Source organism: Hazenella coriacea, from assembly GCF_004341825.1.
Taxonomy (GTDB): Bacteria; Bacillota; Bacilli; order Thermoactinomycetales; family Thermoactinomycetaceae; genus Hazenella; species Hazenella coriacea.
Genome location: NZ_SMAG01000012.1, coordinates 1 through 18187 on the forward strand (window position 1 = coordinate 1; position 18187 = coordinate 18187).

14 protein-coding genes and 1 rRNA gene are annotated in these 18187 nt (G+C 37.5%); 12 read left to right on the forward strand and 3 right to left on the reverse strand.

Features of this window, described 5'->3' with window-relative positions:
- Positions 1–106 (forward strand): 5S ribosomal RNA (gene rrf / locus EDD58_RS14080); the annotation flags it as partial.
- A 358-nt stretch (positions 107–464) separates the two neighbouring features.
- Positions 465–713: a helix-turn-helix domain-containing protein gene (locus EDD58_RS14085; protein ID WP_424321683.1), complete on the forward strand. Its 249-nt coding sequence runs from the start codon at positions 465–467 to the stop codon at positions 711–713.
- Positions 714–918: 205 nt separating this feature from the next.
- On the opposite strand, the gene EDD58_RS14090 is transcribed toward EDD58_RS14085, so the two are convergent.
- Positions 919–1425: a PadR family transcriptional regulator gene (locus EDD58_RS14090; RefSeq protein WP_131926664.1), complete on the reverse strand. Its 507-nt coding sequence runs from the start codon at positions 1423–1425 to the stop codon at positions 919–921.
- 423 nt (positions 1426–1848) lie between these two features.
- Here EDD58_RS14090 and fabI point away from each other — a divergent pair, with 423 nt between their 5' ends.
- From fabI to EDD58_RS14140, 10 genes are all read left to right on the forward strand, one after another.
- Complete coding sequence (gene fabI / locus EDD58_RS14095) at positions 1849–2619, forward strand: enoyl-ACP reductase FabI (RefSeq protein WP_131926666.1); 771 nt, start codon at positions 1849–1851, stop codon at positions 2617–2619.
- A gap of 375 nt (positions 2620–2994) precedes the next feature.
- Positions 2995–3648, forward strand: a complete 654-nt coding sequence (locus tag EDD58_RS14100) for a response regulator transcription factor (RefSeq protein WP_131926668.1) — start codon at positions 2995–2997, stop codon at positions 3646–3648.
- A gap of 461 nt (positions 3649–4109) precedes the next feature.
- Positions 4110–5042 carry an ACP S-malonyltransferase gene (locus tag EDD58_RS14105; RefSeq protein WP_131926670.1) on the forward strand — a complete coding sequence of 311 codons (933 nt, stop codon included), beginning with the start codon at positions 4110–4112 and terminating at the stop codon, positions 5040–5042.
- Positions 5043–5059: 17 nt separating this feature from the next.
- The gene (locus EDD58_RS14110; RefSeq protein ID WP_131926672.1) at positions 5060–6520 is read left to right on the forward strand and encodes a class I adenylate-forming enzyme family protein; all 1461 of its coding nucleotides are present in this window, start codon (positions 5060–5062) and stop codon (positions 6518–6520) included.
- Positions 6513–7727 carry an aldehyde dehydrogenase family protein gene (locus tag EDD58_RS14115; RefSeq protein ID WP_131926674.1) on the forward strand — a complete coding sequence of 405 codons (1215 nt, stop codon included), beginning with the start codon at positions 6513–6515 and terminating at the stop codon, positions 7725–7727. The genes EDD58_RS14110 and EDD58_RS14115 overlap by 8 nt, the downstream gene beginning before the upstream one ends.
- A gap of 16 nt (positions 7728–7743) precedes the next feature.
- The gene (locus EDD58_RS14120; protein ID WP_131926676.1) at positions 7744–9423 is read left to right on the forward strand and encodes a thiamine pyrophosphate-binding protein; all 1680 of its coding nucleotides are present in this window, start codon (positions 7744–7746) and stop codon (positions 9421–9423) included.
- Positions 9424–9461: 38 nt separating this feature from the next.
- Positions 9462–10799 carry a cytochrome P450 gene (locus EDD58_RS14125; RefSeq protein ID WP_131926678.1) on the forward strand — a complete coding sequence of 446 codons (1338 nt, stop codon included), beginning with the start codon at positions 9462–9464 and terminating at the stop codon, positions 10797–10799.
- A gap of 79 nt (positions 10800–10878) precedes the next feature.
- Positions 10879–11529, forward strand: a complete 651-nt coding sequence (locus tag EDD58_RS14130) for a hypothetical protein (protein ID WP_131926680.1) — start codon at positions 10879–10881, stop codon at positions 11527–11529.
- A gap of 14 nt (positions 11530–11543) precedes the next feature.
- The gene (locus EDD58_RS14135) at positions 11544–12827 is read left to right on the forward strand and encodes a cation:proton antiporter (protein ID WP_131926682.1); all 1284 of its coding nucleotides are present in this window, start codon (positions 11544–11546) and stop codon (positions 12825–12827) included.
- 166 nt (positions 12828–12993) lie between these two features.
- Complete coding sequence (locus tag EDD58_RS14140; protein WP_131926684.1) at positions 12994–14559, forward strand: NAD(P)-binding domain-containing protein; 1566 nt, start codon at positions 12994–12996, stop codon at positions 14557–14559.
- Between the two features lie 287 nt (positions 14560–14846).
- Here EDD58_RS14140 and EDD58_RS14145 read toward each other — a convergent pair whose 3' ends face one another.
- Both EDD58_RS14145 and EDD58_RS14150 read right to left on the reverse strand, forming a co-directional pair.
- A complete protein-coding gene (locus EDD58_RS14145) occupies positions 14847–17336 on the reverse strand; it encodes an FtsX-like permease family protein (protein WP_165875989.1) in 2490 nt (829 codons plus the stop codon).
- Positions 17299–18030, reverse strand: a complete 732-nt coding sequence (locus EDD58_RS14150; RefSeq protein WP_243648755.1) for an ABC transporter ATP-binding protein — start codon at positions 18028–18030, stop codon at positions 17299–17301. Before EDD58_RS14150 ends, EDD58_RS14145 begins: the two co-directional genes overlap by 38 nt.
- Between the last annotated feature and the right edge of the window lie 157 nt (positions 18031–18187).

The following is an 18187-nucleotide window of genomic DNA, read 5'->3' on the forward strand; positions in this document are numbered from 1 at the left end:
TGGCGGAGGGGATCCACTCGTTCCCATCCCGAACACGACCGTTAAGCCCTCCAGCGCCGATGGTACTTGGGGTGCAGACCCCTGGGAGAGTAGGATGTTGCCAGGCACCCAAAAAGCTGTTGATATATGTCAACAGCTTTTTGGGTTTTTCATGAAAGGAATAAAGTTTCTTCAATGAAAATGTCGGATTTGCCAATGGAAAATAAATCTTTAGTTAAAATATTTTATAAAAAGGTCTATTATTCTTCTGAAAAAGAGTTTTTCCGTCAGACCACTCTTTAAAGCATGGTTTCAAAAGCGTTCCATTCTTACTAGCATCAGTGTTCTCTCTGATTTCCTACATATTAACTGTATAATCACTTCCACATCTAGGAGGTGTGAAATCTTTTTCGTGCTAGATGAAATCTCTCCTTGCGAACGTGTGTGCCAATAGGTATGATGTTACGCAAGGAGGTGAAAAGCAAGTGCATCAAGCCTACAAATTTCGCCTGGATCCAACGAAAAAACAAGCAACACTCATGAATAAGTGCATCGATTGTAGTCGTTTTGTGTACAATCACTTTTGGGCTAAATGGAATGAAGCATATGAGGCAACGAACAAGGGTTTAACGTACAATGCTTGTTCGAAACAACTGACCACATTGAAAAAAGAGTTGGAATGGCTAATAGCGTTGAATCTGTTAGTGCAGAAACAGAGCTGTAAAGAGTCTTAGCTGGAGAGAGTGGGTATGTGTTCCAGTTATTGATCATGTTAGACAACCGATACAACTAATAAAGGCTTGTTACAACTTGGGTGACGACCCAGCTTGATCGTTAGTTGTTCTTTTTAATAGATTGAATGTAATTAAGAATATAGATTATTTTGGATGGTAAAACACCTAAGTGATGCTATCATGATGCAACAACTACTATGTAAAGTTAAGAATCCTTTAACTCTTCTTCAAGTAGGTTTAACCATTCAATATCAGCTTCTAAGTGCAATAAAGCTGCTTCGATAATCAGTTGGATGTTTTTTTCTTTTTTTGTATGTAATCCATTTTGTAGAGTTCTAAAATGCAAAATATTTTGTATTAAACTAGAGCGATATTGTGCAATCATATCTTGTATATTAGAAAAATGAATTTCTCTGGCACAAATAAGTTTGAATAAAAAATTATCTAAAACAGAACGTGGAACAGGAGTTAATAACCAATCGTGAAGCTCACTTTTACCTAATTCTGTAATGATATATTGCTTACGCCCTTGTTGATCTTGCCCTAAAAGTTCTACTAATGAATCACGAACAAGTCTCTCCAGTGTAGAGTAAATTTGCCCTTGGTTTAATGGATGAAACTGATAAAGCATTCTTTCAAACTCCAACTTTAGTTCATATCCATAACGAGGTTGCTGATAAAGAAGTCCAAGAATCGCATGCTTGACTGACATATATACCCTCCTCTCTAAAACGAGCTTAATCCATCATGATTGACAAGGTTGTATTTCATTTTTTGTGGATACTCTTTGTGGCTTGAGTGACAGTTACTCTGTTTCACGAAATTTAAAAATTCAAATATTCTTTTTATGTTTCTAGAAGAAATGCTAGAAGATTAATCGCCATATGATTTTTCTAAGGTGATGATGAGCTTAACATTAAATGTCAGTAAATTCTCTGCGACTAGTGAAGAGCAAATCATAGTTGATACTCCTTTTCTTTAGCTATATACTAGGTACCTATATACTAAGTATAGCTTAATTAAAAAACAATAAGATCATAGATTTCGTATTTTTATTTTTTGTTCTATTGACACTGATCGCCCTTATCAGATAATGTTTAATTCGTATTTAGAATAAAATAAAGGAGATTTATAAATGGATTTATTAGAAAAAAAACGAATTGTTATAATGGGCGTGGCAAATCAACGTAGCATTGCTTGGGGAATTGCCAAATCTTTATATGAAGCAGGGGCAGAACTAGCGTTTACTTATCAAGGAGAGCGTTTGGAAAAAAGAGTGAAACAGCTTATTGATGAGCACATGCCAGGCTCTCTATGTGTAGAGTGTGATGTTACCTCGGATGAGCAATTGCAACAAGCATTTTCTGTGATCCAACAAAAATGGGGGTATTTGGATGGACTTGTTCACAGCATCGCATTTGCAAAATCGACAGATCTCGATGGCGACTTTGTCCAAACATCTAGAGATGGGTATCACCTTGCACAGGAGATTAGTGCCTACTCACTAGTTGCGGTTTCTAGAGAGGCACAACCACTGATGAAAAATGGTGGAAGCATAGTAACTATGACTTATCTAGGTTCTGAAAAGGTGATTGCTAATTATAATGTGATGGGAGTAGCTAAGGCTGCTTTAGAAGCTAACGTGAAGTATTTAGCGAATGACCTAGGTCCTCATCAAATAAGAGTGAATGCCATTTCGGCAGGTCCAATTAAAACCTTAGCAGCTAAAGGGGTAAAAAACTTCAATACAGTTCTTGATGTCATCAAAGAAAAAGCACCTCTTCGACGTACAACAGACGCTTCTGAGGTTGGAGATACTGCTCTTTTTTTAATGAGTCATCTCTCAAGGGGAATTACCGGTGAAGTGATTCATGTGGATAATGGGTTTAATATTATTAGTATGTAAAAATTATGAATTCAAAAATAATGATTTAAGTTGTAGGCACCTTTAAGGTGTCTATGTTTTATTTAAATATTAATATAAAACAATCATCAAAATGTTTATCAATTGTTTAATTAAATAATTATAGAATAATTTTTAATAAAATTAATCAAATTGTAATAGAATCTATATAAAAATGAATAATTATATACATTAAACTTTTAATTAATGCTATATTAGTATGTATTAGCAAAAAAATATTAATATACAAAATATCACTAGGAACAATAGAACGAATATTTGTTCAAGTTTTTGGTGTGAATATTCGTATTTTGTGTTGCAACAACCATTTGAAAGTCAAATCACATTTACTTAACTAATAATGGGGTGAGGGAACAAATGAAACAATTCACTCGGGTTCTAATTTGGGAAAAAAATAAGGCATTTTTATTTAGGACTCAACAAGTTCTTAGAGAAGATCCTGAGATTGAAATGGTAGGTTCTGTATCTCAGCCGCTGTTACTCAAACAGCTCATGTATTTGGATATAGATGTTGATGTAATTCTAATTGGATGCTTAGACTTGGTATACGAACAGATGCTTCATTGTATGTCGAAAAAGCCATTTCCAGATGTTGTTTTGCTTGCTGATCAGTTGTCGGAAGAGTATTTCTCATGTATTAAATATGGGATCAGCGCTTTATTGCTAAAAGACAACATTCAAGAACTTCCCCAAGCGATTCGTGTTGTTCAAAACCAAGGGCTATATTTATGTAAGGATTCCAAAGATAAATTTTGGCATAAAAATAGAGTTAGGCATCAAATGCCTAAAGAGATTCCGTTGACAGATATGGAAAAGAAAGTGGTTCAAGAAATTATTAAAGATAAAAGCAATCAAGAAATTGCTGAAACCCTTTACATTAGCCGTCGGACAGTTGAATATCATATCACTTCAGCGATTCAAAAGTTAAAAGTGAAATCAAGAGTGGGATTGGCTGTAAAAGCATTGGGGTTATATGGGCAGGATTATTGGTTAAGCACTCATTCATCATAATAATTAAAATCTAGTTGCGGAAATCCACAAAAACCTCTGCGTGATTTACTGATGTACCGTGTTGGATTATCAATTACAATAAAATTGTCAACCTAATGAACTTTTATATAAATTATATATGTTTGTCTATTGTATCTAAAGAATAGGACCTCTAAGGCAGGAGCTATATTCGATTGTCAAGAAATATGAGTTCCTGCTTAAGTCCTACTCGATCAAAACCCATTCAATTTGATCTGTTTTTGAGATCTGGAAGGGGTGAGTGAAACTATTATTCCTCTTCAATCTCGTATTTTTTACGAGATGAATTTATATACATCAATTATACATAAAAATTGAACTTTTGAAAAGTTGCTGTATGATCTTTAGTATTGTTTTCAAGGGGTTTATTGTTTTTTGCTTGGATTATAGATTGAATAAAAATTCAATTATGTTTTCACTTTACTGTTTTGGAGTTGATTTACATGAGTAAAAAAGCCTATGTCTTTCCAGGTTTAGCTGCAATGACATTTGATCAAGTGAAAATGTTTATCGAAAATAGTCAATTCGCTTGGAAGCGCTTTGCTGAGGCTGATGAGATTTTGGGTCTATCCCTAAAAGAAAACTTTAAAAATGAATTGGAAGAGTATGGTCCATTTGCACAGTGTGCTTTTGTAGCTATGAGTGTGGCGGCTTTAGATTGGGTTGAAAGTCAAGATTCTGCTCCTGCCGATTATTGTGTTGGAGGAAGTTTTGGCGGAATGGTTGCAGCTGTCTATGCTGGAAGTATCACTTACCATGATGCGGTTCAGGCTACCTATCAAAGTGCTCTCTTGGAAAGAGAGTTAAAATCTCAAATAAAACAAGATTTTGGAACCCATTTTCTATATCGCTATCCTCTAGAAAAAGCAGAACAACTGGTGGAATACTTTTCTTCTAAGGGGGAATGGCTAGAGATTTCAGCTTACATTAATGAAAATCTACTGGCTGTAACAGGAAGCATAGATAGCATTGAGGAAGTCAAACAGATTGTAAAAGCTGAAAAACGGAGCATCTCACTGGATACGATTAATCGTATGATTCATTGTAGTCGTCTTTCTACATTAAATGAAAAAGCAAAAGAGCAAATTTTCGATCATATATCCTTTATGCCAATCCGCATACCTGTCATTTCAGATGTTGATGGTGTGATTGTGAAAGAGAGCCATTTGTTAAAACAAATGATTTTAGATGAAGTAGATCATCCAATTCGATGGGATTTAACAGTTCAAACAATGAAGGAGGTTGGGGTGACAGAAGTTTTTGTGATGGGCCCCACGGATATCTTAGGTCCAACCCTTAAGCATCATTTTAAAACTCACTTAATAACTCCTCAACATGTACTTGATGAGGAACGTAAAAGCTATTTAAGACAGTAAATGATAGGGTGAACATAATGAAAAGCGGTCGGATCATCTTGTCTAATTCCTCTTATTCCACTCATGACTTGCTACTAGCAATTAGTAGAACAACTCAGAGATTAAAAGAAAGGGGGGTTTCTGAACACGATCGAGTTTTGTTTCAATGTAGTAATTCATTTGAGTTTATTGTAAATTTCTTTTCCCTCATTCAATTAAATGCTTCGATTGTAATTATTGATAGTCAAATTACTGAAGAAGAAGTATTGCACACCTATTTCCCCGATTCACAAGCGAAGTGGATTATTACAGATCGATTGACGGAAAGTGCTCCTCATCTGATTTTTATCCATGAAGTCAATTCTTCAGATTGTCAAGATGAAAATGAACTAGTTCCATTTTTAATGGATCAATGGGTTAAAAAAGAAGATGCAATCATTCTTTATTCTTCAGGCTCTACTGGAAAGCCAAAAGGTATTGTTCGGTCAGGGCGTTCGTTTATTGAGAACATTAAACAAACAATGGAGCGAATGAATTACCACAATGATGATGTTTTTTTGCCATTGTTACCTTTTTCCCATTTTTATGGACTTTCGCTCTTGTTTATCTGGTGGTTTACTCAATGTTCGATCGTTATTACCCATGATCGATATCCAGGAAAAATTCTCAAAGCTATTTTTGATCATCAAGTAACCATTGTTGACGCAGCACCCTCATCCTATTATTCAATGATAAAAGTATTCCAAGCGAGACCTGCATTACTTGAGCAATACAGGAATTCTGAAGTCCGGATGTGGTGTGTGGGAGGAGCCGCTTTAACTGAAAAATTGGCTCAGGATTTTCAACGACAAATGGGACAGCCCTTATTAGATGGGTATGGAATGTCTGAGCTTGGCAATATTGCTTTGGCGACAGGCTCAAATCCGGTTGGATGTGGACAACCTCTTCCAGGAGTGATGATTAAAATCTTGGATCGTAATGGGCTAGAAAAGTCATTAGGCGAAGTAGGTATGATTTGGGTGCGATCAACCGCACGTATGTCTGGCTACCTACACCAAAAGGAGTTAACCCAACAAAAATTTATCAATCATTGGTTTGATACTGGAGACTTAGGGTTTTTAGATGAAAACGCCAATTTATTTGTAATTGGTAGAGCTGGACAAGCGGTGAATCGCATGGGTTACTTGATCGAACCAGCTCAACTAGAACAACGTGTAGAAAGCTTAGGGTATGTAAACAAAGTAATTACATTAGAAGATGATAAAAAGGGATCACTGATTGCCATTTTCATAGAAAATCCACGAAATAAAGAGATATCTGTAATTAGAAAAGAAATTATTAAAAGTATTCCTAACTACATGTATCCAGATTTGTTAATGCTATTAAATCAGTTTCCGCTGAATCGAAATGGAAAAGTTGATTTATTGCGGTTGAAAGAAATAGCTAAGCAGGAATTATTAGAAAGAAGAACCATGAAGGAGGAATTGATTTATGACTAACGTACTAAACCAAGAACTACAAGTTGCAGCTCCTTTTCCCGAAAGATATCAGGCTATTCAAGATTGTTTAGATTATATGAGGAATCATAAGGAAGAAGTCCTATCCGTACTTTTGCAAATTTCAAACCACTGTTCTGCTGTAGCTGAGTATGAATCATCTCTTTGTGCTTTGGAAGGAGCTTTAGCAGAAATCAATAAGAACAAACCTTCGAAAGTAAACCAAATGGCTGTTTTTATGCCTTCGAATGTGATTCTCTATTCGTATGTTTTATACTTGCTGATTCCTTCATTGTTTGTGGATAAAATCATTTTCCGTCCTTCTTCTTATGTGGCAAGTCAAATGAAGGAACTAGATGATTTGTTAAAAGCTGTTCATCAGTTGCCTATTCAATTGGAGCAAAGCAGTCAGAGGAAATTTGTAAAAGGGACGGTTGCTGAGTCTGAGATCGTTGTTTTTACAGGCACTTATCAAAATGCAGAAATTATTAAGGCTGGATTACGGAAAGAGCAACTATATATCTTTTTCGGACAGGGAGTCAATCCTTTCATTGTTGAATCAGATGCAAACATAGCCTTAGCTGTGGAAGATGCGGTTAAAATCCGTCTATTAAACTCAGGTCAAGACTGTATGGGACCAGACGTTTTCTTTGTTCACGAATCGGTGTCCGATGAATTTGTTGAACGACTGAAAGAGCGCTTAAGTCAATTGAAATTTGGTTTAAATACAGATCCTAACGCTGACTATGGAAGCATTTATTACAATTACATTTTAGAAACATTAGCTCAATATTTAAATAAACATATGAAATATATTGTACATGGTGGAGTTATAGATTTTGCTAAGAGTCGATTAGAGCCGACTTTGCTTTATAGTGATTTTGAGGAAGCTATTGAAGTTGATGAATATTTTGCACCAATCTTCAATGTAGTTCGTTATAAGGATGAGAAGAAATTAAAAGAATTACTTCACACTAGCTATTTCCGTGAAAGAGCGATGGGAGCCAGTGTCTATGGGAGTGGCTCTTTAGTTGAATTTTTGCAGAAGCGTCATACAGTCACAGTGAACCAAACATTAGGTGATATCGAAGATGGAAATGCACCATTTGGTGGGTATGGTCCGATGGCAAACTATATTTATTATCAGGGAGAGTTAATACTCAAACCAATTTTGATTTCAGAAGTGGTTAGTGAATTGATTACAGAATAAGAGGAGAATAGATTGAATGTTTGTTTATAAAAATGCTTGGGAAGCAATTGTTTCTTATCTTCAAGAGATTGAGACCAAAGTAGTGTTTGGTTTGCCGAGTGATGATTTAGATATTTTGGATGCAATGAAATCTTCGGATATCCAATTTGTTATAACTAAAGACCAACGAAATGCCGTGTTTATGGGGACTGGATATGCAAGAACTTCGAACTCCTTAGGGGTTTGTATTGTTGGGAAAGGACCCGCTTTTACGAATACACTTACAGGACTTTTAGAAGCTAAATCCCAACATGTACCTTTATTAATGATTGGGTTAGGTACTGGTAATGACCGAATGGGCATGCGAGCTTTTCAGGAAGCAGATCAGATGGCAATGATCCAATCGTTGACTAAGTGGTCTTATCGAATTGAACATATGGATCGATTGATCTGGGCCTTAGAAAAGGGAGTCTTTTTAGCAAGTAATGGAGTACCTGGTCCTGTTTATCTGGAGTTGCCAGAAAACCTCGTACTTAGTGAAGTAAAGCAACAGACTCCTTTTCAACAAAGAAAGCGTCTCTCGATTCTGCCTAGTGAGCCAGAGTTAGCATATAGCTTGGAAATGATCAGTGAAGCAAAGCGTCCTGTTCTATTAGTTGGAGGTGGATTAAAACAGTCCAACTCAAATAAAATGATTGAAAAGTTAGCGGAAAAATTGGGAGCGGCTTTGTTTGTAACTGCTTCGGGCAGAGGAATTGTGAATGAACAACACCCCTTGTTTTGTGGTCTATCAGGTTTGTATACTGTGGAATCCATGCAAGAGGTTTGGAAACAGACTGACCTTATTATTACGTTAGGAAGTAGATTAGAGGAAACAGCAACCTTTTATTGGGATACTTGTTCACAAGACACAAAAGTCATTCAGGTTAATGTAGAGCTTGATGATTTTGCAGTTCAGTTTCCAGGGATTTATCTTTGGGGTGAGGGAGGTGAAGTGACTCGTTATTGGTTGTCACATCTTCAAGAGGTTTCAGAACGAGCGGATTGGGTTCAGAAGATCCACAGCTTACAAAGTAAAAATGATCAACAAACTCAATCGATTTTCCAATCCTTGTCCTCATCTGAGGATGTACATGTCGCAGAGCTTCTGTCTACAATCCAACAGCTCCAAGATCAACCTGTGACTTATATCCAGGAAAACGGACTTCACGATATGTGGGGATATTTTTATCCTTATCTACAACTAAAGAGTGAGGATGAAGTCCTAGTCCCAAGTGAACAAACGAGCTTAGGCTTCGGGGCAGTCGCTTCATTAGGAGTGAAATGGGCACATCCAGATCGTGCCGTTGTAGCGATTGTAGGAGATGGAGCTTTTAATATGCTTCAAACAGATTGGTCCACCGTGATCGAATCCAAATTGCCGATTTTTTTCTTAGTGTTGAAAAATGGTGGTTATGGATGGCTTCAATATCAGTTACAACAAAAAGAGCTAGATTCTTATGGCTATAACTTTTTAACTTTGCAAGATGAATGGACTCATTCTAATCCAGTGGGATGGAGTTACTTTGAAATAAAAGAAAAACAACAGATTCATTCCACCTTAACGCAAGCGTTGAAACACTATCGACAAGGAAAAACAGTTGTCGTGGAAGCACATGTCAAAATGAATGATGTACCGAAGGAAATTCAGTCGGTCTATAGTGTTGCGCCTATGTGATCAATTCATGCGATATACAAATAAAGGTGGAATGATAGATGAAAGAAAATGCGAGTGCTCACTCAGAGGTAGTTTTTGATGATAGTAATCTTATATTTAAAAAGAATCCACTCCAATATGTATACTCGTTATCTCTGCAACACCCTGAGAGTAATATGTTGCGTTTACGATTTGGGTTCAAGTATGTCTATATTTTAATAAATCCTGATCTTGTACAGGAGTTATTAGTTACGAAGGAGCGTTATTTTAAAAAGACAAGTGGGTTGAAAACGTTTGGAGATTTGTTAGGAGAGGGTTTACTTACAAGCGAAGGAAAAACCCATATTCGACAACGTCGCTGGATGCAACCTTCCTTTCATCCGCAAAAAATGGAAGCATTTGTTGATTCTATGACGATTCAAACTGCTCAATTTATTGAGGATTGGAAGGATGGAGAGAGTCGGATTATCACTGACGATATGATGGAGCTCACTCTAAAGCTAATTATGGGGACGATGTTTGGCTCTTTGGTACCTAAGGAAAAAATGCAAGAAATCTATCAGATTTTAATGGATATTACGAAGTATACAACACAGTGGAAAATTTTCATGAAAACTCCATTGTGGTTGCGGAAACGGCTCTATAGGAAATATTATCAGGCGATTCAAGAGCTAGACTCTGTTCTATTTGAATTGATCGATCAGTTACGAGAACGAACCAATACTCCCACAACGATCTTAACAATGCTCATGGAGACAAAAGATGAAGTAGATGGTTCTCAGATGTCCAATCAAGAGATCCGAGATCAGATTATGGGCATCTTTTTAGCCAGTCAGGAAACGACTTCATTTTCTCTTTCTTGGATGTGGTATGCTCTTTCGCAACACCCAGAAGTAGAAGAAAAGTTAGTCAAAGAGTGGGAGCAAGTTCTTGCTGGAAGAGAACTGAGTCTGAAAGATTTTGTTCACCTAAGTTATACACAAGCGGTTGTTTGTGAATCTCTACGCCTTCATGCGACTCACTTTGGTAGAGAAGTAAAAGAATCAGTAGAATTGGGAGGTTATACAGTCTCCCCAGGTGACTCAGTGATTGTGAGTCAATATGTACTTCATCGAAATCCATTTTACTTTGATCAACCTGAATCATTTAAGCCAGAACGGTTTATGGGGGATTTACTTAAAAGAATCCCTAAATATCAATATATTCCTTTTGGGGCTGGCCAGCGAATCTGCTTGGGTAAACATCTCACCTTATTACTATCAACGATTGTTTTACAGGTGATTGGGTCCAAGTATTCTTTACAGTTGAAAGAAGGACACCCAGATATACAAATGCAGCCGATCATTACCTTAAAGCCCAGCCACAAAATTGAAATGATTACGACTCATAGAAGATAAAAATGGGTCGAATTATAGGAAAATATGATAAATTATAAATGACTGTTAAAGAAGGCTTGTGATTTGAAAGGGGATCAAGATGGAGTTTATTGCAGATAACAAATGGTGGCTGCTCGTTACTGCTGAGGTTATATTTTGGATTTCGCTCGTTGTCTTTTTTGTAGTAAGATATTGGTTTCGTAATGAAGGTGTCAGTCGTAAATTATTTATAATTACCATTTTGAACGAAATTTTTATTGCTTTTTTGGCAATCGTCGACTATATGGAGACAGGTCAATTTTCTAGATTTCAGGGCCTTGTGATTTTGATTCTTATTTATGGTTTTACATATGGTAAAAAGGACTTTGCTCGTTTGGATCTATTTATTAAACGATTTGTAGCGAATCTACGTGGAGAGCATGATCCCACTTTGGATCGTCAGTTAAAAGAACAAGAAGCAGAGAAATACGGGACTGCTCACGCAAAAAAAGAGCGGAAGCGTACAATCATGCATGTAGGGGTTTATGTGATCGCTCATATTGTGTTCATCTTCATTGTGGGGGTACATGATGATCCTCGCCTTCCGTCTATTTTTTCGGGCGAATTCTTTTCTGTACGTTTTGAACAGCCAGAGATTGGTTTTTATCAAAGTGAGCAAGTGAATCAGGTAAGCTTGGTTTGGAGCATTTTACTTTTGATCGATGTGGTAATGGCAATTTGGTATACGCTATTTCCAAAGAATAAAAAATAGAAGGAGAGGAATTTATGCAAGGAGGTTTAATGGGATTATTTTTAGAAGTATCCTTAGCTTTGGCTGCGATTATCGCAGTTGCCCGCATCTGTGGATGGCTTGCTTATTATATCGGTCAACCTCGTGTTGTTGGTGAAATGATCGCAGGGGTTTTGGTGGGACCATCATTTCTTGGGCTGATTGCTCCTGAAATACAAGCAACAATATTCCCTAAAGATGTAATCCCTGTTTTATTTGTTCTTAGCAATATCGGACTAGCCCTATATATGTTCTTAGTAGGAGCTGATGTAGATCATCAAAAATTAACAGGAAAAATGTACAAGCATTCCATGTGGCTTTTCGCTTCGGGACTGATTCCTACCTTTGTATTGGGTGGAGTGATCGCCTATTTCTTTTATGACACGCTATCCTTGCCACATGTAAATCCTATTGTATTTGCTATTTTTCTAGGTGCTTCGATCTCGTTGACTGCGTTTCCTATGTTAGCACGGATTTTACAAGAAGAGAATTTAACACATTCACGGATCGGAACGCTCTCATTAATAGCGGCTTCTCTCGATGATGCTGCTGCTTGGTGTTTAGTTGCTTTAGCTGTTGCACTTGCACAAGCTAAAAGCATTTTGATTGGTTTAATGGCAGGTTTTGGTGGTGCTATTTTTGCTGTATTGATGTTAACAGTAGGAAAACGCCTTTTTCGCATCATTGGAGAAAAAACAGAACAAACCAAAAATTTATCCCATACTCATTTAGCAATCATTCTAATATCTGTATTACTAGCCGCTTGGTTTACAGATTATATTGGAATTTTCTCGGTGTTTGGCGGATTTATCACAGGTTTGGCAATGCCCAAAAACCCTGTCTTTTTACGAGAGTTACATGGAAAGCTTTCAGATATTGTGATCGTCTTTTTGGTTCCCATTTTCTTTGTCTATTCAGGTTTAAATACACAGTTAACACTGATTAGCCATGCGTCAGCTCTAGTGATTTTCCTCATCGTTTTATTGGCTTCTGTAGCTGGTAAGTATGGTGGGTGTACACTGACGATGAAACTACTTGGGTATTCATTCAGAGAAGCATCTGCGATTGGAGGTCTCATGAATGCACGAGGTCTCATGGTTTTAATCTTAGTTAATATCGGATTTATGTATAACATCATTACCAAAGACTTGTTTGCAGTCCTCGTTCTAATGGCGATTGTCACAACTGCATTAGCGATGCCAATTTATCGATTCTCTTATCCACGAGCATCGAAAAATAAGGTGAAAGTAGAAGAAAAAGAGCTCATACAGCAGAACTAGTTATGATTTATACTACACTACATCTGGAATTGCGGATTTCCGCAATTCTTTTTGCGTTGATTACTAATTTCATTCAGAGTCATTCACTATTAAAATAGCCTTAGTTATCAAAAAATTGAGTTAGGTAGATGAAGTTATTTATACAATAATCATAGGGGGAGTACAGATGAATCAAATGTATGATGTCATCATCTTAGGCGCAGGTCCTGGTGGATTACAGGTTGCGATCACTTTGAAAGAGCTGGCTGAAGAGAATAATCATCCTTTAAATATGCTGATCATCGAATCAGGTAAACAAGCTGGAACGTTTTTTACCCAATATCCTGTTCATGGTACATTGATTAGTAATAATAAGTTGTACACTGGTAAAGCTCCTGAAAGCCGTTTCTCTGAGCGCTTCGACTGGAATAGCTTAGTTACTAAAGAGAAAAAGGTATTAATGCGTCAATTTAGCCGTGAATTTTTTCCAAAGCGAGAAGCTTTAGTAGAAATGTTGAACAAGCTGGTAGAAGAGTATCAACTGCCTGTGATGTATGAAACGGAATGGAAAGGAACTTCCAAAGACGACCAAGGGAATTTTACCGTTCAAACCAATCAAGGTGATTTTCAAGCAAAGCATTTAGTTGTAGCGACTGGAATGAAGCCTTATGTTCCGGAAATTCCAGGAATTGAAAATGCAACGATCTATAAAGATATGAAGGAAAAAGAGTACTATCGTGATAAGCGTGTGTTAGTGATCGGTAAAGGTAACAGTGGGATGGAATCGGCTCAAGAAATTTTAAATGAAGCAAGTATGATTATGATTGCTAGCCGGAGCTCTACTCGATTAGCTTATAAAACCCACTACGTGGGAGATGTTCGTTTAGTGAACGCTTGGCTAGTAGATAACTATCAGTTGAAACACCAAGCCGCTTTGCTCGACTGTGAGATTGTTAATATTGAAAAAGTAAATGAAGGCTACAATGTAACAGTTGCTTATAATCATGCGATGGGTGAAACAGAAATGCTCTATTTCCACGAAGTGATTGCGGCGACTGGATTCCGTGCTAATTGTGAGTCTTTAAAAGAAGACTTAGGTGTCAAATTTGTGATGGATAAATACCCATCAATCAAAGGAAACTTTGAATCTACTGAAGTTGAGGGACTTTATTTTGCTGGGACACAAACGCATAGCTTAGATTATAGAAAAACATTCAGCGGATTTATTCATGGATTCCGTTATAATTCGAAGCTATTGTCCCATCGTTTAGCTGAGCGTTTAGAGATCCCATTGAAACAGAATACAGTTGCTAAAGAGGGAATTGTACAACATATCTTAGATGAGCTGACTGAATCAGGAGATATTTATTTACAGCCCGGATACCTTTACTATCTCTTGGAGTATTCTCCAGAGGGAGAGTGGAAAGAGTTAGGTCACGTTACTGCTTTGGAATATAAAGAACTCCAAGCGAAAAAAGGTCATATTTTATTAGCTGCTTACTTGGATTATGGTGATATCAATCAGTTTTCCGACCCATTAGCGATTCCACGTGAGCCTGGTGATCCAACGAAGAGTGTACACATTCATCCTTACATCTGTGCGAAAACAGAAGGTGGTAAGGAATGGATGATCGAACTGGAAGAGCATTTAGAATCCCAATTTAGCGACTTGGAACCACACAAAAAAGAATTGGGGGAATTTATCAATAGTCTTTACCAAACCTTAGATCATCCAGTAGGTTCCGTGAACTGAAAGTATCAATAAAAAGCTAGAACCCATAGTTAGAAATCGATATTTCGCCCGAAATACCATTGTACTGCTTCTGAGCTCTCCCTTCCCTTTGATGAAGGAAAGGAGAAGACAACACTTCATGGATATGTGTCTATTTACATCGAAGGTTAGAGCAGACTTGTCCTCTTCCTCGTTAGGTACAAGTACATGGAAGGTAAAAATCGAGCTCCGATTCCTTGAGGGTTAATAAAAAACAAGCAGGAACGCCACAGCGCCTGCTTGTTTTTATTTGATTAAACCATTTCCCTTTATTCATATTTAAGTGCTTGATTTAAATCCATTTGGTTTGCGCGATGTGCTGGGAGTAATGCCGCAATTAGACTGGTACAGATTCCTAGAACACTAGATAGGATGAGCATAGGCCATGGAATTAAGAAGTCCATATCCCAATTCGAATCTCCATGAGCAGCATTCACATAAATGAGTAGGATCCCTAATGCAAGACCACTGATGACACCTGTCACTCCAATAATAAGCCCTTCACCTAGAATCATCTTTCTAACTTGTCCTTTGGTAAATCCAATGGAGCGCATCACTCCAATTTCCCTGATTCTTTCCATCACGTTCATCAGAAGCGTATTGACGATCCCGATGCCTGAAATAAGGATCGCTAAGAATAATAAGCCATTAAAGAGGGTGTTCACTCCTGGTAATGCACGTTTCGTTCGCTCAATGTTCTGGTTGACTGTATTGAGTTCGACGATTTGATTTCCGTACAGTTTTAATAGCGTTTCTCTTACAGAATCTTCTTGTGCGGGTGATTGAAAGGAAAGGAGTATGTCTTTTGTAAAATCAACCCCAAATGTTTGTGTAAAATGAGTATCTGAAGTAAAAGCTACATAGCTGTTATACTTAGAGGTGTTGACAACTCCGATTACTTTGAATGTTTTTTCTCCTTGGAAAGTACGTATTTTGATGGTTTCGCCAACTTTTCCACCCCACTCAGAAAATGCATATTTCCCGAGGATGACTGTGTTGGGTTGCGATAGTTGTTTCATCAGATCAGATACGGATTGCTTTTCTGGAGTAAACAAAGGGTGTTTCATCATCCACTCTTGATTTACACTCATAACTGTAAATTGACGTTCTTGCTTTTGCGCTTCCCATAATACTTTTGCTTCTTTATAGGTAGTTAACTCTGCCACTCCAGGAATTTTCTGAATCTGTTTGATGGCCGCTTGGTCAATCGAATTTTCAAGCTGTAAATGTAGGTCGCCGCCAAAATTTTCTCTAATGGTATCACCAATGCTGTCATTAACGGATTCAAAAGCTGAAGTAACAAACAGAGCTAGACAAATCCCAAATGATAAGATCGCTGACATATTGGCTGTACGATTGATGTGACGGGATACGTTTTGTGAGGCTACTGATCCTTCATAACCTAAAATCCAACTATTCACAGGAGAGAACCATTTGCGAATAAGTCGTAATACAAAAGGAAAGAGTAAGGTCGCACTTGCAAAAATAGCTAAGAAATTAAGCATGTTGTTATTGATGACACCTACAATGAGGAGCAATAAGCCTAAAATCAAGCGCCACTTTTGGTTTTTATCGGCTTGTTGTTGAATTTGGTTCTTTAGCGCATAAACAACACTGACACGACCTGCTTGGATGACGGGGAAAAGAGCAGCGATGATTGGAATAACAAGCCCAGTCACCAAGGAAAGTGGAATAGCTAAGCTTAACTCTGTAGTATAAGAGAAGCTAACATTAAAGGAACTAAACAAAGCAGATTGTAATTGTTTAGCCATTTCAATGCCAAGTGGAATCCCAATCAGAGTTCCTAGAGCAGATAGCAGGAGTACTTCTAACATGATTACTTGACCTACTTGTGCGGGTGTAAAACCGATTGTTTTCATAATGGCAAACTCTTTTTTACGTTCACCGACACTGACGAATAGAGTATTGAATAAGATAAAGCCGCTAATGAAAATGGCGAGTCCAGCGATCAGATAGAAGAGCAGATATAGATCATCCAGTTGATTGGTTTGTCGCTCATCTAGAACAATCGGCTGTAGATAGATCTCAGGATTGTTGACTGCTATTTTAATTTGATTTTCTAATTGAGGATTAGCTGCATTGGGGGCTGCTTGTATTCGAATTTCTTGCACATGGTTTTCTAATCCATACCATTCTTGTAGCTGTGCAATGGGGATAATAACTCGCCAATTTTTCCCTTGAGCACTTTTCCAGTCGGAAGGTCCTTCTAAAAAAGGAGTATCTTTTACAACTGCGGCAATCGGTATGGTTTTCAACCCTGTGGAAGTTGAAAATGAGATGTCATCACCAACGTTTGCTTTCCAAAGATTTGCTGTTGTCTCTGGTAGGATCGCTCCTGTTTGTTGAAGGTCACCTTGCAGAACATGTAGTTGTAATAAACTATTATCTAAAGAACTAAGTCCAGCTAGTCGAACCCGATTATTGGTAGCATCCAGTTGAGATTGATTGGCTATTTGAACCTGAGATTGTTTGTAGAGAACTGCTGAGGCATCTGAGACCCCATCCACTTTTTTAACTTTGGAAAGGATCTCGATTGGAAATGTGTATTGGGTGCTTAAAAGGGAGTAGTCAGCATTTCCTGCAATCAGCTGCATTTGTTTTTCTGTCATTTTTTTAGCAGTGTCGACAGAACTAATCACAGCTAATACCGTTGCGACTCCAAAGATAATTGCAAAAAGCGTGAAAAATGTACGTAATTTTTTACGCATTAAGTTTCGCCAACAGATCCTCCATGACACGACTATTCTCACCTTCCTTTTTCGAAATATCTGATTTGATTTCCCCATCTTTTAAGAGTAGAACACGCTCTGAGTATCCAGCTGCATATAAATCATGTGTAACCATAATAATGGTAAGCCCTTCTTCTCGATGTAGCTGTGAAAGGAGTTGTAAAATTTCTTTACCTCGTTTTCGGTCCAAGTTTCCAGTTGGTTCGTCTGCTAAAATTAACCCAGGTTTCATGGCTAATGCACGAGCAATTGAAACACGTTGTTGCTGTCCTCCGCTTAATTGAGAAGGGAAAAAATTTTCTTTTCCCTCAAGATCTACAGCTTTAATGAGCTCAGATACACGGCTTTTTTGTTCTGTTTTAGGCACTCGATCTGCAGCCATTGGAAAAGCGATATTCTCTTCAACTGTCATCGTCGGAAGCAACTGATAGTTTTGAAAGATAAATCCCAATTTTCTTCTACGAAAAAATGTTCGATCTTTTTCGGATAAAGAGGCTAACGAAACATCTTCGATTTTAAGAGTTCCATCAGTTGGGATGTCTAGCCCTCCTAGTAAATGAAGCAGTGTACTTTTTCCTGAACCACTAGGTCCCATAATAGATACAAATTCACCACGATTGATCGTTAAGTCAATTCCTTTTAAGGCGGTGAAAGATTCTTCTCCCATTTGATAAACTTTTTTTAGCTTAGCGGCGTGAATCAAGCGTTTTTCCTCCCTTGGTAGGTTATCTATGTACTGAGTACTTATATACCTAGTATATACTTTCAGGAATGGGAATCAACCAGTGTATTAATAAAAAAAGATTCTGAATAAATGTGGGTATCTATATAATTTCCACTACTTAATCCTTCAGCTATAG